We start from the raw sequence: 18,884 nt of genomic DNA, 5'->3' as shown, positions 1-18,884 counted from the left end.
ACCCGGCGATTTTTATTCGACCCAACCGAGCAACCGCTGTGGACGAGTCGGAGAACCCGGTCGAACTCGGCGTGCAACTGCTGGCCCGCCTCGAAGACGCCGAACTTGCGCTGCCGGACGTCATCGACCGCATCGAGACGATTACGACCCATCCCGAGACGACCCGTGCCATCCTCGAAGAGGCCGAAAAGCGGGGCCACATCACCCGCGAGGGCGATACCGTCAAGCCGGCCGGCGGCCAGTTCCTCAGTTTCGAAAGCGAGGTCGTCTCCCGAGAGGGTGACTTCGAGTGCCGTCGCTGCGGTGCGTCGATATCGACCGGCTACTTCATGAAACTGGAAGCCGGCGAACACGGCCCCTTCGGGTCGTCGTGTATCCGGAAAGTGACCGGGCGAGAATAGGCGGCTACCGGCCGCGGCGGAGTTCGTCGACTAATTTTTCGAGCGTCTCCTGTTGTGCCTCGATGAGTTCGCTCTGCCGTTCGACGGTTTCGGTCAGTTCATCGACTTGTTCGGCGAGCGCGTCGACGTCGGCCGCGGTCGCACCCGCAGCATCGTCGGTGTTGCGTTCGGCGTCACTCCCCGTGATTGACTCGTCCGTACCGCCGCTGCTGGCTTTGTTCTCCGAGAGACTGGTCACGTCCTGGTCAGCGGGCGGCGACCAGTCGGAATCGACCACTGCGGAGGACTCGGAATCGGTATCGTCCTCGTCGGCTTCCGACTCCTCTTCGTCTTCCTCCTCGCGGACCTCCGCGCGGAGGCCGCCCAGCGAGGAGACGTCGTGGTACTCGAAGACGGCGCTTTGAACCTCCTGTCGGACACGGCCGGCGTGTTCGTTCGGCACTTTCACGCGCTGGCGGCGGCCGTCGACCTCCACGATGACCTGTGTGGCGACGCTGCCCTCCTCGAAATCGAGGTCGGTCAGCGCCTCGTAGGCGAAGGCCTCGTAGTCGTCGTTCCAGACGGCGCTGCCGACGTGTTTCAGGAGTTGGTCTTCGGTCACCACGAGGGTGAGTTCGCTGAACCGGAACAACGCCTGAATCGTCTCGCCATCGTCGACGACGTCGGCCGTTCGGAGGACGCCTTTCAGGATGGCTTCGATGACCTCGTCGGCGACGTTACCGGGGACTGTGAGGCTCCGTTCGCCGTCGATGGTCTCGAAGTGAATCGTCGTCTTCCGGCGGCCGGCTTCGGTCGTCAGCCGGTCGATGTCGTGCGGGTAGCGGTCGACGGTCTCGTCGGACAACAGCCCCTCGGAGCGGTAGCAGTACGTCTCCGCGGGGGTGATAGCGACGATGTCGCCACCGCCGATGTCGATGAGTTCGATGGCCGTCGCATCACCGACGGCCTCGACGAGGCGTTCCGGGAGTTCGTCCATGCCTGCGGTGTGTTCGTTGCGGGCTATAAAACGATGGGTCAGGTCGTGGGGTGTGGTGGCGGGGCGAATCACCCGACGGAGATAGGAAGGTTGAAGGGTGCCAACCGGCAATCGAAAAATGAGCCCGGGTGGCTTAGCTGGACATAGCGCCGCACTCATAGGGTTAACGAGGCGGCAACCGCGATGTCCCGAGGCGTTGCCTGCGCCTCGTTCCTGGGACATGCGGAGATCGAGGGTTCGGAGCCCTCCCCGGGCACTTACATTTCTAAGCGAGGAGCGTAACGTAGTGAGCGGCAGTCCCGTCACCGGCGGAACGACCAAGACCACAGCGCCCGATTACCGTCCCGTGTCGCTGTACGACGCCGTTTCCGACCTGCCGCTCGTTGTCGATGAGTGTCGGCTCTCGCTTCGCGAACGCGAGACGTCGAGCGATTTCACCCGGACGACGACCGTCGTCGAACTCCGCGGCGACGGCGTGACGGGCTACGGCGAGGACGTCACCTACGAAAGCGAGGACCATTACCGCTTCCACGAGGAAGCCGAAACGCCGTCGCTGGCCGGGGAATACGCCTTCGACGAGTTCTCCGAGATGGTCGGCGACCGCGACCTGTTTCCGGCGGGCGCCCCCGAGCAATCGTCGTTCCGGAACTACCGCCGGTGGGCCTTCGAGAGCGCCGCCCTCGACCTCGCGTTGAAGCAGGCCGAAACGACCCTCGGCGAGGCCGTGGGCCGCGAGTACGACCCCGTCAGGTTCGTGGTGAGCACGCGCCTCGGGGACCCGCCGACGTTCGACCGTATCGAGACGCTGCTGGATATCGAGTCGACGCTGGCATTCAAACTCGACCCGACCGACGAGTGGACCGCCGGTCTCGTCGAGCGCCTCGCCGAGACCGACGCCGTCCGGATCCTCGACCTCAAGGGCCAGTACGAGGGCACCGACGTCGACCAACCGGGGGACCCGGACCTCTACGGGATGGTCGTCGACGCCTTTCCCGAGGCCGTCATCGAGGACCCACACCTCACCGATGAGACGCGGCCGATAATCGAGGATGCTGCCGACCGGATTTCGTGGGACTACCCGATTACGGGCATCGACAGTGTCGAGGCGCTGCCATGGGAGCCGAACTGGCTCAACATCAAACCCTCCCGGTTCGGGTCGGTACGGTCGCTTCTGGAAACAATCGATTACTGCGAGGAGCAGGAAATTCGGTGCTACGGCGGCGGCCAGTTCGAACTCGACGTCGGGCGCGCGCACATTCAGGCGCTTGCGTCGCTGTTCTATCCCGACGCGCCCAACGACGTGGCGCCGGGCGGGTACAACGACCCGGAGCCACGGACGGACCTGCCGTCGAGTCCCCTGTCGCCGCCCGAAAATCGGCGGGGAATAGCGTGGCCGCCCTGAGTCGTGGGATTGGCCCGAAGCGAAACGCCCTTCGCGGAGAGGGACGCGCCTCGGATATGGACCAGGAGTTCCGATTCGACGTCGAGATGACGGTTCGGTATCGTGACATGGATGCCCTCGCGCACGTCAACAACGCCGTCTACGGTTCCTATCTCGAACAGGCCCGAATCGAGTACGTTGAAGAGGTAATCGACATGACGTTCGACGAGTTTGAGATGGTCCTCGCAAACATCAACCTCGATTTCCGCCGGCCTGTCGTCCACGCCGACGAGTACGTCCGCGTCGAGGTTGGCGTCACCGAGGTCGGGGAGTCGAGTTTCACCCTCGGCTACCGCGTCTATGCGGGCGACGACGACAAGCCCGCCGCGACCGGAACGACGGTGCAGGTCGTCTTGGACGAGAACGGGGAAAGCACACAGCCGGTCCCCGAGGAGTGGCGCGAGCGGTTCCGGGAGTTCGAGCCGGCGCTTTAATCGAGGGTTTAGCGCCGCGGTACGCCTGTGTCGCACTGACGTTGTCCCGTCGGCCGCGCCGTCGGCGTTAACCTCAAGCGGGTGGCCGCCTCGGTATCGGACGTGACCTCGGAGGACCCGTCGACCGTCCGGACTATCGCCGTCACGGCCGACGACGTCGTGGCCGCGCTTGAAGCCAACGAGCGGCGCGACGCGGGTGCCGTCCTGCGCGTGACGCCACCCTTCAGCGGTCGTATGCGGGCCCGACTCCATCGGGCAGGGACCGAGAGCGACTACGGAACGCCGGAACCGCTCCATATCCCGCCGGCGAAACTCGTCGCGTCGGTGCCGTCGTTTCCGAGCGCCGACGACACGGAGGACGACCTCCGTTCGGACCCCGAGGTCGAATACAGTCGGTCCGAACACCGGAAGCGACACGAGGCGGCCGTCGAGGCGTGGCGCGAGGCGGTTCGGGAGCGGATTCGCGACCGGGTCACCGTCGAAACCCCCGATGGGCCACACGAGATACAGGTCACGGTGCTCGGCTGAAACGCGTCCTGCGGTACGGCTGAAACCTCTCGGCGGCACAGAACTGGTTATAAAATGTCGTATATACGGCGACTAATATCGTGAAACGTCTCGAAACGTGTCGAAGGCTCTCGCAGTTATTAGTGGGTTCCGCCGGATGAATCGACCGTGATGAGTCCCTCCACCTCCACCAACGACCCATCCGTCACGGCTGGTGACCGGTCCCGGTTGCAGCAACGGCTCCGGGCCGGCGCCTTCTGGGCGGCGGTGTTGCTGCCCTTCTGTACGCTCGCGGTGCTCGCTAACGGTCTGGATGGGAACGGCGATTATCTGGTCCTCGCCGGCCTCCTTGCCGGCAACGTGTTCGCCCTGTTTCTCGGTCACGACTACCGGGCGTAGTTACCGCTGCCGCGCCAGTTCTTCGCGGATAGCCCGGCGTTTGATGAGGACGAACCCGACGAGGATGACGAGGAAGCCGAGGACAGTCGGCGCGTCGATGACCTCTCCGAGGAAGAGAAACCCCGTCAGCGCCGCGAACACAGGCGCGACGTAGGAGACGAGGTTGATTTCGATGGGGCCGAGTCGGTCCAGCAGGTCGAAGTAGATGAGGAAGCCGGCGGCGCTGGCGACGATGGCGAGATAGACGAGCGCGACGGTTTCCCGAAGCGGTGGCAGACCGCTGACCGATTCCTGAAGACCGAGGCTGATGCCGTGCATCAGAAGGGCGCCACCGACCATCGACCACGCTTCCATCGTCTCGATGGGAAGGTCCGTCTCGAACCGTCGGGTGAGGACGCTGCCCAGAGCGAAACAGAGCGCGGCGCCGAAGACAAGCGCCTCGAAGCGTGACCCGACGAGGTTGCCGGGGTCGGGTCGGGCGAGGATGACGACGCCGACGAGGCCGAGCGCCATTCCGACGAGGCCGACCGCGGTGAGTCGTTCCTCCGGGAGGAACGCGCGGGCGAAGGCCGTCGTCAGGACGGGCGACAGCGAGACGATGACCGCGGCGGCGGCGCTGGTCGTCCCTAACTGGCCGATGAACAGCAGGGCGTGATAGCCAGCGATGAGGAAGACGGCGCCGATGCCGACGACGAGCCACTCGGGGCCGCTCCGGGGCCGCCAGCGGTCGGTGACCCACGCGGCGTAGCCGAGCATGAGGACGCCGGCGACATCGTAGCGAACCGCGGCGAACAACACGGGAGCATCGTAGAAGTACGCGGGCGCGGCGGCACTTCCGAGTCCGGCCTTGATGGCCATGAAGGCCGATCCCCACACCGCCGCAAGCGTACAGAACAACAGGAGGTTACGATAGCGCACGGCGGAACTCCGAACGGGGGTTGCCTCAAGGTTTCGTCTCAGGAAACCCACGAGGGCGAGTGGTTGGTTACTCCGTTGCGGTCCCGGCGTCGCGTTCTTCCTTGAGCGCCCGCAGCACGTCCTGTCGGGCGATGATTCCCATCAGGGCGCCGGCCTCGTCGACGACAGGCAGGCGGTTGATGTCCCGGTCCTTGTCAGCGACCACCGCGAGTATCTCGTCGATATCGGTCTTCGGGCCGACGGTGACGACCTCCTCGGTCATGACCTCGCTGATGGGGCGGCCGGCGTTTTTCGCCATATCGAGGCCGACGTCGAGTTCGTCCCACGAGAGGTCGACGGCGTAGGTGAGCGATTCGAGGAAGGGCGGAAAACCGATGGGAATCCACAGCGTCCGGTCGGAGGGCTGAAAGAGGTCCACGAGGTCGCCCTGCGTGACGATGCCGACGACGATGCCGTCCTCGGTGACGGGAAAGCCGTTGAAATCGGCCCTGGCGAGTCGCGTGAGGACTTCGCTCACGTCGTCGTCCGGCGAGACGGTCTCGACCTCGCGGGTCATGATATCGCGTGCGGTGACCATACGCGACCGTTTGCGGGCCTCCAAGGTAGGCGTTCGGGTACTGATTTAGATACGTCTAATCTTTTGCTTAGATACGAATCATTATATGGTTAGGTCCCTCATCCTCACGTAATGACGAACTCTACGAGGGACAGCCGGGTTTCGCGGCGGTCAGTCCTCGCCGGCGCCGGGAGTCTCGGCGCCGTCGGACTGGCTGGCTGTCTCGGCGGGGCGGCCGACGAGCCGTCCGACGACGGCCCCACGGCCGTCGCATCGTTCTTCACGTTCTACGATTTCGCCCGACAGGTCGCCGAGGGGACGCCGCTTTCGGTCCGAAACCTCGTCCCGACGGGCCTGCACGGCCACGGCTGGGAGCCGGACCCCTCCATCACCCGCGACATCATCGACGCCGAGGCGTTCCTCCACGTCGGCCCGGACTTCCAACCGTGGGCCGACCGCGCCATCCAGACCGTCAAGGACGACGAGGCCGAGACCGACCTCGTCAACGTCCGCGAGGGCATCGACCTCCTCCCGCTCGGTGCGGGCCTCGACGAGGACGAGGAGGTCGCCGATGGCCGGGACCCCCACTTCTGGCTGGACCCACAGCGAGCCAAACAGTCCGTCGACAACATCGTCGCGGGTCTCGCCGACGTCGTGCCGGACCACGCCGAGACGCTCGCCGAAAACGGCGAGGCGCTCCGGGCGGACCTCGATACCATCGACGACGAGTGGGAAGCGATCTTCGAGGCGGCCGAACGTGAGGTGGCCTTCCTCGCGGCCCACAACGCGTTCCAGTACGTTAGCGACCGCTACGGGGCGACCGTCGAACCGCTCGTGACGAACCTCGCGGCCAGCGACGACGTCCGGCCGGCCGACATGCAGCGGGCCCGCAAAACCATCGAGGAATACGATATCCAGTATATCGGCGCCGCAGTGTTCGAACCCCGGCGGCCGGCCCGCCAACTCGTCGAGGATACGCGCGTCGAGGCCTACTATCCCGTTACGCCCTACGCCGGGACGACCGAAGCGTGGGTCGACCGTGGCTGGGGCTACGCCGAAATCGCCCGTAACATCAACATGGAGACGTTCCGCATCGCTCTCGGAGCCACATCCCCCGACGAAACGGGTCTCGGCGCTGAATGGCGGAACTTCGAATGACCGACGATACCCTCGTCGCCGTCGATGATGTGACGTTCGGCTACACCGCCCAACCCGTCGTCGAGGACGTCTCCTTCGACGTCGAGGCCGGCGAGTACGTCGGCATCGTCGGCCCGAACGGCTCCGGCAAGAGCACGCTTTTGAAACTCGTTCTCGGCCTGCTGGAACCCGACGCGGGCAGCGTCGAACTGCTCGGTGCGCCCGCCCGGGCCTTCGAGAACCGCGAACGCGTCGGCTACGTCGCACAGGACGTCACACAGGACACGAAGGGTATGCCGATTACCGTCGCCGAAGTCGTCCTGATGGGTCGGTATCCTCACGCCGGTTTCGGACGCATCACGGGAGCGGACCGCGAACGCGCCCGCGAGGCGCTCCGGACGGTGGGCATCGACCATCTCGCCGACCGACAGATTTCGAAACTCTCCGGGGGCCAGCGCCAGCGGGCCTACATCGCCCGCGCGCTCGCGGCCGAAGCCGAACTGCTCGTCCTCGACGAACCCACCGTCGGCGTCGACGCCGAGTCCGTCGAGGCGTTCTTCGAGTTACTCGATTCGCTCAACGGCGAGGACATCACCGTTCTGCTGGTCGAACACGACATCGGCGCCGTCGTCGAACACGCCTCGCGTGTGGTCTGTCTGAACCGCGAACTCTACTTCGACGGTCCACCCGAGGCGTTCCTCGACGGTGACGCGCTCGAACGGGCCTACGGGACGCGGCTTCGGCTGACCGCGGAGGTGTCGCGATGACTCCCAGCGCGCTCATCCTCCAGTTGGCACCACTCGGATGGCTCATCGACCGCTGGAGCGATCTGCTCTCGATTCTCGGCGACCTCTTCGGCATCGGGATGTTCGAGTACTCCTTCATGCACCGGGCGTTCCTCGTCGGCCTCCTCATCGGCGTCATGGCGCCGCTCATCGGAACGTTCCTCGTCCACCGACAGTTGTCGCTTATCGGGGACGCGCTGGCTCATACCGCCTTCGCCGGCGTCGCCGTCGGCCTGTTTATAAATGCAGTCTTCGATGCGGGCGTTTCGCCCTACATCACGGCCGTCATCGTCGCCATGTTAGCCGCGCTTGCTATCGAACTCATCTCGGAGGTGACCGACGCCTACAACGACGTCTCGATGGCTATCGTCCTCTCGACGGGCTTCGCGCTCGGAGCGGTCCTTATAAGTATCAACGCAGGCGGCCTCGCCGTCGGCGTCAATCAGTACCTCTTCGGGAACCTCTCGACGGTCTCCCGGGAGAACGCCGCCATCCTGCTGGTCCTCTTCGGGGTCATCGTCGCCGTCGTCGGTATCACTTATAAACAGTTGCTCTACGTCACCTTCGACGAGACGGCCGCCCGCGTCGCCGGCCTCAACGTCCCCTGGTACAATCGCGTGATGGCGATGTTGACCGCGATGGTCGTCGTCGGCGCGATGCAGATCATGGGCGTCATCCTCGTCGCCGCGATGCTCGTCGTGCCCGTCGCCGCGGCTGCACAACTTGCTCGGGGATTCAGCACCGCGCTTCTCGCCTCGGTCGTGCTGGCCGAACTGGCCGTCCTGACCGGCATCACCCTCTCGTATCAGTACGAGACGACCGCTGGCGGGACTATCGTCCTCGTCGCGGTCGGCATCTACATCCTCGCCGTCCTCGGGGGCAAACTCCGCGACCGGCGGGGGAGCAGTGAGGTCGCCGCGCCCGTCGACGAACCTGCGGATTAACCGGCCGATTACACCGATTTTCGCCCGGAGATTTATATATAGGGCGTCCCCTACCCCCGCGTATGGCCGCGTACTGCCGGCCGGTCTTACGCAACCTGTTCGACGACTCACCGACCCCCCATATCGCGCATCCCCCGCGCACACACCGCCGCGACTTCTATCTCGCGACGGACGGTTCCTATCGCCCCAACGACCGCGGAGGGTTGGGTGTCGTTATCGAGACCCGAGATGGCGAGCGCGTCGCCCGCCTCTCGGTGCCGGATTCCGTCCCGGACAACAACGTCGCCGAGTATCGGGCGCTCCATCTCGGCCTCGACGTCCTCGCCAACCGCGCGCCGAACGGCGCCCGCGTCGGCGTCCTCATCGACCACGACGACCTCGCGGCTAACGTCAATCGCGTCATGCTGGCCGGCCAGCAACCCGAGGCCAGTCCGCCCCACCCCGTTCGCGTCCCGTCGGAAACCGCCTATCACTGGCGCGGAATCCGGGCCCGCGTCGCCGGGTTCGACGAACTCCGCGCGGCCCGCATCGATAGCCGGAACAACCCCGCCCACCCGCTGGCCAACACGCCCGAGGAGTACGCCCACGTCAACCGCGAACCCGACCGCTGTGTCCTCCCACGGGACGACGAACGCTGGCGGGCGCCCGACGACGACCGCTATCCGCCGCCGTCCCGGGCCGACCGCGACCGCTCCAGTAATCTGGCGGGCGGCGGCTCCGCGAGCGATTGAACCCGGTTCGTTCGTGCCGCTGTTTCAGCGTACTACTGGACCTTCACGACGCTTGGTGTCGAAAACCGCGTTGGGACTGCCAGTCTGACGCCCGAAAGAACTGAATTTGCTCTACGTCGGAGCCTCGATTATCCGCCTCAGGTCTTCGAAGACCTCCCGAGTCGGTTCCCATTGGCGACCGACGGCGAAGTCGGCCCGTGCGAAACGTGGGCTTAGACGCCGCGGCCCTGCAGTTGCTCTTCTTCGGACATGCCTTCGTTGGCCTGTCCCTTCATGCCCTTCCCGATGTCCTTGGCGATGTCCCGGAGTTTCTCGGGGTCGTCGTAGTTGTTGACGGCTTCGACGATGGCCGAGCCCATCTTTTCGGGGTCCTCGGCGCCGAAGATGCCGGAGCCGACGAAGATACCGTCACAGCCGAGTTGCATCATGAGCGCGGCGTCCGCGGGCGTGGCGATACCGCCAGCGGCGAAGTTGACGACAGGGAGACGACCCATCTCGGCGGTCTCGTGGACGAGGTCGCGGGGGGCGCCGTTCTCGCGGGCCCATTCCTCGCGTTCCTCGTGGTTCATGCCAGTGAGTTTGCGGATGGAGCGCTTGATGGTCCGCTGGTGGGTGACGGCCTGATTGACGTCGCCGGTGCCGGCCTCGCCTTTGGTTCGAATCATGGCGGCGCCCTCGTCGATACGTCGGAGGGCTTCGCCGAGGTTGCGGGCCCCGCAGACGAAGGGCGAATCGAAGGGTCGCTTGTCGATGTGATAGCGGTCGTCGGCGGGCGTCAGGACCTCGCTTTCGTCGACCATGTCGGCGCCCGTGGCTTCCAGAATCTGGGCCTCGGCGGTGTGGCCGATGCGGCATTTGCCCATCACGGGGATGGAGACTTCGTCGATGATTTCTTCGAGCATTCCGGGGTCGGCCATCCGGGCGACGCCGCCGCGTTTGCGGATGTCGGCCGGGACGGCCTCCAGGGACATGACCGCGACAGCGCCCGCGTCCTCGGCGATGCGGGCCTGTTCGCGGGTGACGACGTCCATGATGACGCCGCCCTTCTGCATCTTGGCGAAACCGCGCTTGACGAGGTCCGTCCCCCGTCGGAGTTCCTCGATATCCGTTTCGGTCATACGCTCGTGTTGGGGTCGGATGCACTTAATGCGTGTCTTTCCGGTGGCAGGTTCCGACCGAGGGGTCGGCCATCCGGCGTCCGTCGGGGACGTTTTTGTGCGATGGCCCGGTGATGCCCGTATGGACGTAGGTCGGCTGTTCGAATCCGACGTGCCCCGCGAGGAGTTGCCGTGGTACGTCGCGCCGCTGCCGGAACGCATCGAGAACCTCGGGTTGAACCTCGCGTGGCTCATCGTCGCGGTCAACCTCGTCGGGACCGCCTTCGGGTTCTGGTATTATCGCTTTCAGTTCGCCTTCGAGCCGACGGTGATGTGGCCGTTCGTACCCGACAGTCCCGTGGCGACGCTGTTTATCGCGCTGGCGCTGGCCTCGTGGAAACTCGGCTATCGACAGGACTGGCTCGTCGCGCTGGCCTTCTTCGGGAACATCATCCTCGGTGGCTGGACCGTCTGGGTCCATCTCGTCTTCTGGGCGGAGTTCAGTTACCTCTGGGAACCGATGCGGCAGTTCCTCATCTGGAGCCACGCGGCGATGGTTCTGCAGGCGTTCCTCCTCCATCGCATCAGCGATTTCTCCGGGAAAGCAGTCGGCATCGCGACGCTGTGGTACGGCCTCGATACGGTGGTCGATTACTTCATCCCAGTCGTCGGTAACCTCCATCACACGTGGATTCCGGCCGAGCGAAACGCCCCGTCGATTCTCGGGGCCGACGCCCTCGGTGCGGCCACCGCGGGCGCCGTCGTGCTTTTCGTCATCGCGCTGTATCTGGCGATGCTCACCCGCGTCGAGAAACTGAAGGCCCGCTGAATAGGTCCCAGAAGCGGGACTGTCTCAAGACCTCGGTTCACGATATGATAAGATGGTAGATACGTGTGAAAGGACTAGCATGGTACTAACTACATCTATTTTGAAGCTCTCTAACGGAATAATTGTGAAATATATGTGCTAACACGTCTCAATTCTTATCTGATATCTTAGACTTTTTACGTACCGGTCACGTACGACTGAATAAGACGGTTCTCTCCGTCCATCTACTACCATGAAAAACTCAACACTTCCCTCGGGACCCGTACGGCCCATCGACGACCCCTCAGTCGCGTTCCTGCTCGCCCTTCCGCTGGCGGTTATCGCGCTGTTCGTCGCCATCAGCTATCCGCTTCAGGCAGTCGTCGTGACCGTCAGCGCCATCGTCGGCCTGAAACTACTACAGCGAAGCCTTGCCGCACGCGTCCGTCGGACGGCCGACCGCGTCCGGGAGATATCGATTCCGGGCGTTGGAACGGTCCGCTTCCGCGTACAGCCGCGATAACGATTTTTAAAGGTCCGACTGGTCCGCGTGCGAGCGCACCCACAGTTCTCCGATACGTGACAGACGTGTCCGATACGATTTGCCGTGTTCTTCCTGTTCGATGTAGCCCTTGCCGCCGGGGCCGAGTCGGTCGACGTTGTAGATGACCTTCGACCGGAAGGAGTCGGTGTATTCCTCGCCGAGTTCGCGGGCCAGCGTCTGGGCCAGTTCCGAGACGGACTCGAACTCGTCGTGCTCGCCGAGCGTAAAGAGGATGAGTTCCTCGAAGGGCTTGACGTTCGAGAAGGAGGCCACGGGGAGTTCGATGATGTGGCTATCGCCGAACTTCTTGGCGCCGATGGTCGTCCCGCGCTCGTCGAACTCGTTGAGCAGTTCGCGGGCGACGTCGAGGTGTTCCTCGATGCGGTCCTCCTCGACCTCGCTTGCCTCATCGAGGATATCCGCCAGCAGGTCACACTGGGCGCGTAACTCCTCGGCGAGTTCGGTTTCGAGGTACTTCTCGGGGACCGTGTAGTAAGTGTGAATCCGGTCGCGGTCGCCCTCGCGTTCGACCATGATGGAGTGGGCCGCCGTCGCGAAGGCGAAGGAGACGGTCCGCGGCATCGCCGAGACGTTGACCCAGACCTCGCCGCCCTCGTCGAGTTCGCTGTTGATGAGGTCGTATGCCTGTTCGAAGGCGGCGTCGTAGTCGTAGACGTCCTCGACGACGAACCGCTCGGTTTCGGCGCCCAACAGGTTCGTGAAGTCCTGTTCGAGTTTCTGGGCGAGATTGCGGGAGTATTCGACGTTGGCCTCGCTGCCGACCGCCCCTTCGAGGAGGACGACGCGGTCGACGTCGAGCTGGTCCCGGACCAGCGGCGCGATGAGCCGGTCGTAATCGAAGCCGACCGGGACGATGTGGGTTTGCATGGATGGCCGTTCACTGGAGAGGCGTAAAAATCCGTGGCGTTGGAGGCGACGAGGCGGCAGACGGTCTCCCCCTTCTAATCCGCCAACTGCTCGAAGTAGAGGTCCGTCTCCTCCTCGGACGTCTGGGCGGTCATCGCCGAAACGCCGACGGTGACCAGCAGGCCGACCAGCATGCAGTAGATGGAAACGCCCCAGCCGAGGTAGGCATCTGAGAACAGCGTCAGTGACCCGACCGTCATCTCGGGCAGGAAGTTGAACGCGATGTAGACGAGTTGCGGGACGAGGATGCCGGCGAGTATCCCCTTGCGGGTCGTCCGCCGCCAGTAGAGGGCGACGATGACGGGCAGGGCCATCTGGGCGAACCCGCCGAAGGCGAGGTCGCCGATGGAGACGAGAATCGATCCGACGGTCCCACCACCGAAGGCGGCGGCCTCAGCCCAGATGCTCGCGGCGAGGGCGGCCAGCGCGAAGACGGCGACGCCGAGACGGCCCAGGCGGTCCTCCCGCGCGTCGGTGAGGCCCTCGTCGATGAGCGGGCGATAGAGGTCGCGGGTGAAATACGACGACCCCGAAAGCAGCATCGAATCGGAGGAGGACATCATCGCGGCGATGGCGCCGGCGATGACCAGCGCGGCGAACCAGGCGGGCGTGTACTCCGCGAGGATAACCGGCAGGATGCTCTCGCCGGCGGCGATGTCGGCTTCCAATCCGAGGCCGGTCGCCCACGTCCCGAGGAGGAAAGCGGGAACGAAAAGCAGGAGGACGAGCACGGGCCACAGCGCGAACGAGCGCTTGAGGACTTTCTCCGAGGAGGCCGCGAAGAACCGCTGGTTGACCTGCGGGAACATGGCGACGCCGAAGGCGATGGAGACGGCGAAGGTGAGCATCGACGCCGGGCTGTAGAAGCCGCCGCCGAGTGCGAGGAATTCGGGGTTGCTCGCTTCGAGGCCGGCGTTGATGGTCGCGAGGCCGCCGTCGACGGCGACCAGCACCCACAGCACCGCCGCCCACACCATCACGAGCATGAAGAGGCCCTGCAAGGTGTCGGTCCAGGCGATGCCGCGCATTCCGGCCAGCGCGACGTAGAGAATCATGAAGACGGTCACCAGCGTGGCGCCGGCCCAGAACGGGAAGGTGCCGTCCGTCAGCGATGCCAGCGCGCCGCCGGCCCCGATTTGCTGGAGCATGACGTAGGGGAACAGCCAGAACAGCGAGACGACCGCGACGAGCGCTCGGACCGCCGTCGACCCGAATCGGTCGCCGAGCATCTCACCCAGCGTGACGTAGCCGTGTTTCTGGCCGAGCAGCCACTGCTTGTAGCCGATGACGTACCAGAGGACGGCGAAGATGATGCCGTCCATCAGCCCCATTACGAGAATCCATTCGGGGCCGTAGGCGTAGGACGTGTCGGGGCCGCCGAAGAACGTAAAGGCCGACAGCAGTGTCGCGAACACCGTAAACAGGAGGACGACGGTGCCGAAGGTTCGGGAGGCGAGATAGAAGTCCTCGGCGGTCCGTTCGGTGAGACGATAGGCGACGAGGCCGACCGCCAGCGCGACCAGCAGGTAGGCGACGATGATACCGAGTTGCAGCGTCGCCGTCATACCTCACCCTCCCCACGAATCGGTTCGGTGATGCCGATGCCCCACGCGCGGGTCGCAAAGCCCCAGAAGGCCAGCGCCGCGAGCGCCATCCACCCGATATGCCACCAGAGCCACAGCGGGAGGCCGTAGGCCATCCGACTGTCCCCCCAGAGGAACCACGGAATCGCCAGCGCCACGAGCACCGCCATGACGAGTACCCAACCGTACCGCTCCGTTCTCGAAACCATCGGTTGTTCGTCGTTCACACGCACGTTTCCTAAAACGTTGTTGATTACTCACCAACAGCACCGGTCGAAGAATATTCTTCTTCGGACGTTCTCAGTAGACGCGTTCCCCGTTCGGCACCTCGCGTTCCGGCTGGAGGTGGACGACGTCGCCCTCGCCGTTGTCGACGCCCGTGACGAGACACTGACTCTCGAAGCCCGCGATGTTGACGGTGCCGAGGTTGACGACGGCGACGACCTGCGAGCCGAGCAGGTCATCGGGTTCGTAGAGGTCGGTGAGACCCGCCGCCGACTGCAACTCCTCCTCGCCGAAGTCGACGCGTAGCTTATAAACGTCCTTCCGCGCCTCGGGGAACGGCTCGACGCTCGTGATTTCGCCGATACGCATCTCTACGTCTTTCAGGAACGCGGTCGGGTCGATAGGGTCTTCCTCGATTCCCATGGCGGCACGTCAGCGCGGCTGCTTATAAACCGTCGTGGCAGGGGCAATTCGGCGGCGAGGAAAACAGCTACGCCCGGAGGTTGGGAGAGTGCCGCATAGCTTATATGCGCGCCCGAGTGTATTTTAAATACCCATGAGTTCGCTCATGGAATCATCATCACCGCCCGGCAACGGGCAGTTCACCCATGCAGGATACAGCAAAATATCTCGTTCACGCGGACATCACAGCGGACGGAGTGGTCGAACGCTCCGACGTGGTCGGGGCGGTCTTCGGGCAGACCGAGGGCCTCCTCGGCGACGAACTCGACCTCCGGGAGCTACAGGACGCCTCCAAGGTCGGCCGCATCGACGTCGAAATAGATTCCCAGAACGGCCAGTCGTTCGGCCGCATCACCATCGCCACGAGCCTCGACCAGGTCGAGACGGCCATCCTCGGGGCGGCACTGGAGACCATAGACCGGGTCGGTCCCTGCCGGTCGACCATCGAGGTCCGCCGCATCGAGGACGTCCGGGCCGCGAAACGCCGCGAGGTCGTCGAGCGCGCCAAGGGGCTCCTCACGGAGGCCTTCGACGAGTCGATGCGCTCCAGTCGCGACCTCGTCGAGGAGGTCCGTGAGTCGGTTCGCGTCGAGGACATCACGGAATACGAGGGGCTCCCCGCGGGACCGAACGTCGCCGATTCGGATGCCATCATCGTCGTCGAGGGGCGGGCCGACGTGCTGACGCTGCTTCGGTACGGCATCAAGAACGCAGTCGCCGTCGAGGGGACGAACGTCCCCGAACAGGTCGCCGAGTTGACCCAGAACCGCACCGTCACGACGTTCCTCGACGGTGACCGGGGGGGCGACCTCATCCTGAAGGAACTCGCACAGGTCGGGGACGTGGACTACGTCGCCTTCGCGCCGCAGGACCAGTCGGTCGAGGACCTCTCCCGGCACGAGGTGATGGCCGCGCTCCGCGAGAAGGTTCCCTACGACCGGGTCGACGAGGAGACGCCCGCGGCGTCTATCGCTCCCGATGTCGATGAGGGCGCCAGCGTCGACGCGCCCGGGAAGCCCCCGAGCGTGGAACCGGACGCGGGAATCGAAGCCGATGAGGGGTCCACCACGGTCGCCGAGGAACCGGTTCCCGACGGGTCGGCCGTCGCCGAATCGACAGCGGACGGGGAGGCTGCGGCGGTCGAATCAACGACCGGACCGGCAGCCACGGCCGTCGAAGCGGCCGACGAGACGGACACGGATACCGCCGCTATGGACACTGAAACGGTATCCGAGACGAGTCCGGAATCGGAGGCAGAAACGGAGACTGGGACTGAAGAAGCCGAATCCGAGGGGGACGACCCCGAGACGCTTCGGGGTCACGTCGAGGCGGTCGTCGGCCACGAGACCGGCACCGTCCGGCTGCTGGACGACTCCTTCGGCATCATCGCCGAGGGCGACGCCGATGACACCTTCGACCTCGTCGCCGAAACCGAGCCGGCCCCGGCAACCGTCGTCGTCGACGGCGAGTTGAGCCAGCGCGTCCTCGACGTGGCCGCCCAGCGCGGTATCGGCAACCTCGTCGCCGCATCGACCGGCGATTTCGTCAAACAACCGACGAGCGTTCGCGTCCGAACCGCCGACCAGTTACTTGCGGCGAACGAGGCGTAACGCGTCGCTCCCGTCGGCGTAAAACCCCGACAGGCGCTCGTCGACGTCGAACCCGAGCGATTCGTAGAACGCCTTTGCGGCCTCGTTTTCTTTCGGCGTCGTGACCACCAGTCGGTCGGCGTCGGTCACTTCGGCGATTTCGTCGACCAGTTGCCGCCCATAGCCCTCCCGTCGAGACTCCGGAGTGACGGCCAACTCCGAGAGCGTCGCCTCCTCGCCGGGCAAGGCGATGGCGTAGCCGACGACCTCGCCGTCCTCGATGGCGACGCGGCCGACGAAGGGGCCGACGAGCGCGGCATCGACGATATCGGGGTCCGCGTAGTCGAGAAGCGATTGGAGCGACCGGACGGACGATTCGTCGGCCGTTCGGAGTGGGCGAACCGTCACAGCCACAGCGCCGCGAGACCCGCGACGAGGCCGGCCGACAGCGTCGCCAGCAGGTTGACACCCTGATTACCGAGATAGTCGCCTTCGAGCGTGGCTCCGAGGAGGCTATCGACGGTCATCCCGACGACGCCCGCGAAGACGACGAGTAGGACGCCCGGCGCGTTGAGGCCGAAAAAGACGCCACTGAGGCCGCCGATAATCGCCGACCCGACGAGGCCGGCGACGACGCCCTGCCAGGTGACGGCGCCGTCGGTACCGGGTGCGACCGGCCGAAGGGTCGTGATGAGCCGCGGCGTATCGAAGAGGCCGCCGAACTCGCTGGAGAACGTATCGGCCAGCGCGGCGGCGACGGCGCCGGCGAAGGCAAACCGGAAGACGGCAGAGGGGACGCCGACGTGGCCCGAAACGGCGAAGGCGACGACGGCGACGAGGGCGACCGCCGAATTCGCCAGCACGTTACCGCCGCCGCGGGCGCCCTCGTTCTCTTGGGCGATGCCGCGGTCGAGTTTTTCATCGTAGCGGTACTTCGAGGCGAGGCCGCCCAACCCGAAGAACGTTACGAGGAGGACGAACCAGCCGAACCCACCCAAAACGACGGTAAAGAGCGCCAGCAGGACTCCGGTGAGCATCCCTGTCACCGAGGCGGTACCGAGGCCGTAGGCGACGTAGCCGAGCGCCGCAGTCAACGCGATGCCGATGCCGACCCGCCGGAGTGTCGGCGCGAGGCCGAGTTCCAGGAAGAACCAGACGACGAGACCGACCGAGAGGACGACGAGCGAGTCGTCACGGACGAACAGCACCGACCGGATGAGCGCGCCCAGCAGCGCACCGCTTGCAGCGACGAACACGGCGAGGGGAAGTGCGGGTACCGACGCGCCGAGCACGCCAGCCAGCAACATCGCACAGACGGCTCCGATGGTTCCGAGAACGGCGAACGCCGACGTGCCGACGGCCGGGTCGGGGGTGTAGCGGGCGGTGAGTTCCTGTCCGAGATTGCCGACCGTCAGGGCGAAGACGGCGACGAGGAACGCCGAAACCGGGAACTCGAAGGCGACGTAGATGACCGCGAGGCCGGCGATGCCGAGGCTGAAGGAGGCAAGCCCGTAGAGCCGCCCCTCCTCGCGGTCGCCGGGGCGGGCGAAGAGTTCGAAAAGCGGGCCGCTCGTCGAGAGGTAAGCGACGGCGGCGACGACCACGAACGGAGCGACGGTTCCGACCGCCGCCACGCGGTCATCGACCCGGCCCTCCAGCAGGGGCGCGAGCAGGGCCAACGCTCCGACGACAGCGAACCCGATGGCACGGCCTACGTCGCCAGTCACGCCCCGTGATTCCGCCGTGGCCCACTTAACCTTCCCGAAGGGGGACCGACACGTTCAGGCGCCCCGAGACGGAAGCCCGGGTGTGGGACTCTACGACCGATACCTCGCCGCCAGGGTCCGCCTGAGCGACGCCGACGTCCCCGAACGGGTCGCCTTGGTCATCACCGAACACGACCTGCTCGAACAGGGCGCCTACGACACGCTCTCGGCGTTCCTCGAATGGGCCTTCGATACCGGCGTCGAGCGCGTTCTCATCTACGTCAGCGTCCTCGACAAAGCCGCCGTCCCGACCCTGCGGAACGCCCTCTCGGATCTGGATAGCCCCCGACCGGTCGCCGTCCGCAGCCCAGAGGACGATGCCGCCGCCGACGCGCCCGTTCAGGTGAGCATCGGCCTCGGCGGCCGCGAGGAGTTCGCCGCGGCCGTCCGGCAAATCGCCGAAGCCGCTGCCGACGGCGACCTCGACCCGGAGGATATCGACGAGGAGACCATCGAGGAACGGCTCGTCTTCCAGACGCCGCCGGACCTCGTCATCAAGACCGGCGCCGAACGCCTCTCGGATTTCCTCATCTGGCAGTCCGTCTACTCGGAACTCTACTTCACCGACGTCAACTGGCGGGACTTCCGCCGTCGGGACTTCCTCCGGGCGGTTCGGGAGTATCAGGAGCGTCAACGCCGCTTTGGCCGGTAACG

General features: G+C 65.3%; 23 protein-coding genes and 1 tRNA gene. 14 read left to right on the top strand and 10 right to left on the bottom strand.

Annotated features, from left to right (window positions below):
- The first annotated feature begins 38 nt into the window (after window positions 1-38).
- Entirely contained in the window at window positions 39-401 is a 363-nt protein-coding gene (locus HWV23_RS03275; protein ID WP_178288995.1) for a DUF5830 family protein, read from the top strand.
- A 4-nt stretch (window positions 402-405) separates the two neighbouring features.
- Here the strand turns inward: HWV23_RS03275 and HWV23_RS03270 are convergent, their stop codons facing one another.
- Window positions 406-1,377, bottom strand: a complete 972-nt coding sequence (locus HWV23_RS03270; protein ID WP_178288994.1) for a DUF7115 domain-containing protein — start codon at window positions 1,375-1,377, stop codon at window positions 406-408.
- Window positions 1,378-1,499: 122 nt separating this feature from the next.
- Here HWV23_RS03270 and HWV23_RS03265 point away from each other — a divergent pair.
- The 5 genes from HWV23_RS03265 to HWV23_RS03245 all read left to right on the top strand — a co-directional run bounded on the left by HWV23_RS03265 (window position 1,500) and on the right by HWV23_RS03245 (window position 4,158).
- Window positions 1,500-1,633, top strand: a tRNA-Met gene (locus HWV23_RS03265).
- Window positions 1,634-1,723: 90 nt separating this feature from the next.
- Complete coding sequence (locus HWV23_RS03260) at window positions 1,724-2,779, top strand: enolase-like domain-containing protein (RefSeq protein ID WP_178291597.1); 1,056 nt, start codon at window positions 1,724-1,726, stop codon at window positions 2,777-2,779.
- 56 nt (window positions 2,780-2,835) lie between these two features.
- Complete coding sequence (locus HWV23_RS03255; protein ID WP_178288993.1) at window positions 2,836-3,252, top strand: acyl-CoA thioesterase; 417 nt, start codon at window positions 2,836-2,838, stop codon at window positions 3,250-3,252.
- Window positions 3,253-3,354: 102 nt separating this feature from the next.
- Entirely contained in the window at window positions 3,355-3,780 is a 426-nt protein-coding gene (locus HWV23_RS03250; RefSeq protein ID WP_178288992.1) for a DUF8009 family protein, read from the top strand.
- Window positions 3,781-3,930: 150 nt separating this feature from the next.
- Window positions 3,931-4,158, top strand: a complete 228-nt coding sequence (locus tag HWV23_RS03245) for a DUF8028 family protein (RefSeq protein ID WP_178288991.1) — start codon at window positions 3,931-3,933, stop codon at window positions 4,156-4,158.
- Here the strand turns inward: HWV23_RS03245 and HWV23_RS03240 are convergent, their stop codons facing one another.
- Together HWV23_RS03240 and HWV23_RS03235 are read right to left on the bottom strand one after the other, a co-directional pair.
- Window positions 4,159-5,076, bottom strand: a complete 918-nt coding sequence (locus tag HWV23_RS03240) for a DMT family transporter (RefSeq protein ID WP_178288990.1) — start codon at window positions 5,074-5,076, stop codon at window positions 4,159-4,161.
- A gap of 67 nt (window positions 5,077-5,143) precedes the next feature.
- Window positions 5,144-5,653, bottom strand: coding sequence for a CBS domain-containing protein (locus HWV23_RS03235; protein ID WP_178288989.1), 510 nt, complete (start codon window positions 5,651-5,653; stop codon window positions 5,144-5,146).
- A 111-nt stretch (window positions 5,654-5,764) separates the two neighbouring features.
- Here HWV23_RS03235 and HWV23_RS03230 point away from each other — a divergent pair, with 111 nt between their 5' ends.
- From HWV23_RS03230 to HWV23_RS03215, 4 genes are all read left to right on the top strand, one after another.
- Window positions 5,765-6,790 carry a metal ABC transporter substrate-binding protein gene (locus tag HWV23_RS03230; RefSeq protein WP_178288988.1) on the top strand — a complete coding sequence of 342 codons (1,026 nt, stop codon included), beginning with the start codon at window positions 5,765-5,767 and terminating at the stop codon, window positions 6,788-6,790.
- Window positions 6,787-7,536 carry a metal ABC transporter ATP-binding protein gene (locus tag HWV23_RS03225; protein ID WP_246282721.1) on the top strand — a complete coding sequence of 250 codons (750 nt, stop codon included), beginning with the start codon at window positions 6,787-6,789 and terminating at the stop codon, window positions 7,534-7,536. Before HWV23_RS03230 ends, HWV23_RS03225 begins: the two co-directional genes overlap by 4 nt.
- Complete coding sequence (locus tag HWV23_RS03220; protein WP_178288986.1) at window positions 7,533-8,498, top strand: metal ABC transporter permease; 966 nt, start codon at window positions 7,533-7,535, stop codon at window positions 8,496-8,498. The genes HWV23_RS03225 and HWV23_RS03220 overlap by 4 nt, the downstream gene beginning before the upstream one ends.
- A gap of 62 nt (window positions 8,499-8,560) precedes the next feature.
- Window positions 8,561-9,229, top strand: a complete 669-nt coding sequence (locus HWV23_RS03215; RefSeq protein WP_178288985.1) for a ribonuclease H family protein — start codon at window positions 8,561-8,563, stop codon at window positions 9,227-9,229.
- A 212-nt stretch (window positions 9,230-9,441) separates the two neighbouring features.
- On the opposite strand, the gene pdxS is transcribed toward HWV23_RS03215, so the two are convergent.
- Window positions 9,442-10,347 (bottom strand): pyridoxal 5'-phosphate synthase lyase subunit PdxS, encoded by a 906-nt coding sequence (gene pdxS / locus HWV23_RS03210; protein ID WP_178288984.1) that lies wholly within the window; start codon window positions 10,345-10,347, stop codon window positions 9,442-9,444.
- 121 nt (window positions 10,348-10,468) lie between these two features.
- On the opposite strand from pdxS, the gene HWV23_RS03205 reads away from it, so the two are divergent.
- Together HWV23_RS03205 and HWV23_RS03200 are read left to right on the top strand one after the other, a co-directional pair.
- Window positions 10,469-11,155: a DUF1405 domain-containing protein gene (locus tag HWV23_RS03205; RefSeq protein ID WP_178288983.1), complete on the top strand. Its 687-nt coding sequence runs from the start codon at window positions 10,469-10,471 to the stop codon at window positions 11,153-11,155.
- Between the two features lie 232 nt (window positions 11,156-11,387).
- On the top strand, window positions 11,388-11,657 hold the full coding sequence (locus HWV23_RS03200) for a hypothetical protein (RefSeq protein ID WP_178288982.1): 270 nt from the start codon (window positions 11,388-11,390) through the stop codon (window positions 11,655-11,657).
- A gap of 6 nt (window positions 11,658-11,663) precedes the next feature.
- Here HWV23_RS03200 and HWV23_RS03195 read toward each other — a convergent pair whose 3' ends face one another.
- The 4 genes from HWV23_RS03195 to HWV23_RS03180 form a co-directional block, all read right to left on the bottom strand.
- Window positions 11,664-12,566 (bottom strand): HFX_2341 family transcriptional regulator, encoded by a 903-nt coding sequence (locus HWV23_RS03195; protein ID WP_178288981.1) that lies wholly within the window; start codon window positions 12,564-12,566, stop codon window positions 11,664-11,666.
- A 74-nt stretch (window positions 12,567-12,640) separates the two neighbouring features.
- Complete coding sequence (locus tag HWV23_RS03190) at window positions 12,641-14,170, bottom strand: sodium:solute symporter family protein (RefSeq protein WP_178288980.1); 1,530 nt, start codon at window positions 14,168-14,170, stop codon at window positions 12,641-12,643.
- Entirely contained in the window at window positions 14,167-14,397 is a 231-nt protein-coding gene (locus tag HWV23_RS03185; protein WP_178288979.1) for a DUF3311 domain-containing protein, read from the bottom strand. The genes HWV23_RS03190 and HWV23_RS03185 overlap by 4 nt, the downstream gene beginning before the upstream one ends.
- Before the next feature lie 91 nt (window positions 14,398-14,488).
- A complete protein-coding gene (locus HWV23_RS03180; RefSeq protein WP_178288978.1) occupies window positions 14,489-14,836 on the bottom strand; it encodes a tRNA-binding protein in 348 nt (115 codons plus the stop codon).
- A 185-nt stretch (window positions 14,837-15,021) separates the two neighbouring features.
- On the opposite strand from HWV23_RS03180, the gene dnaG reads away from it, so the two are divergent.
- The gene (gene dnaG / locus HWV23_RS03175; protein ID WP_178288977.1) at window positions 15,022-16,485 is read left to right on the top strand and encodes a DNA primase DnaG; all 1,464 of its coding nucleotides are present in this window, start codon (window positions 15,022-15,024) and stop codon (window positions 16,483-16,485) included.
- On the opposite strand, the gene HWV23_RS03170 is transcribed toward dnaG, so the two are convergent.
- Together HWV23_RS03170 and HWV23_RS03165 are read right to left on the bottom strand one after the other, a co-directional pair.
- Complete coding sequence (locus HWV23_RS03170; protein WP_178288976.1) at window positions 16,462-16,872, bottom strand: GNAT family N-acetyltransferase; 411 nt, start codon at window positions 16,870-16,872, stop codon at window positions 16,462-16,464. The two genes, dnaG and HWV23_RS03170, sit on opposite strands and share 24 nt — an antisense overlap.
- Window positions 16,869-18,191, bottom strand: a complete 1,323-nt coding sequence (locus HWV23_RS03165) for a DUF92 domain-containing protein (protein ID WP_178288975.1) — start codon at window positions 18,189-18,191, stop codon at window positions 16,869-16,871. The genes HWV23_RS03170 and HWV23_RS03165 overlap by 4 nt, the downstream gene beginning before the upstream one ends.
- A gap of 82 nt (window positions 18,192-18,273) precedes the next feature.
- Between HWV23_RS03165 and HWV23_RS03160 the strand changes: the two genes are divergently transcribed.
- Window positions 18,274-18,882 (top strand): undecaprenyl diphosphate synthase family protein, encoded by a 609-nt coding sequence (locus HWV23_RS03160; protein ID WP_178288974.1) that lies wholly within the window; start codon window positions 18,274-18,276, stop codon window positions 18,880-18,882.
- Window positions 18,883-18,884 lie beyond the last annotated feature (2 nt).

Source organism: Natronomonas halophila (genome assembly GCF_013391085.1).
GTDB classification, from domain to species: Archaea; Halobacteriota; Halobacteria; order Halobacteriales; family Haloarculaceae; genus Natronomonas; species Natronomonas halophila.
Note: the sequence above shows the minus strand (reverse complement) of the source record. Positions and strands in the feature narration are given on the sequence as shown.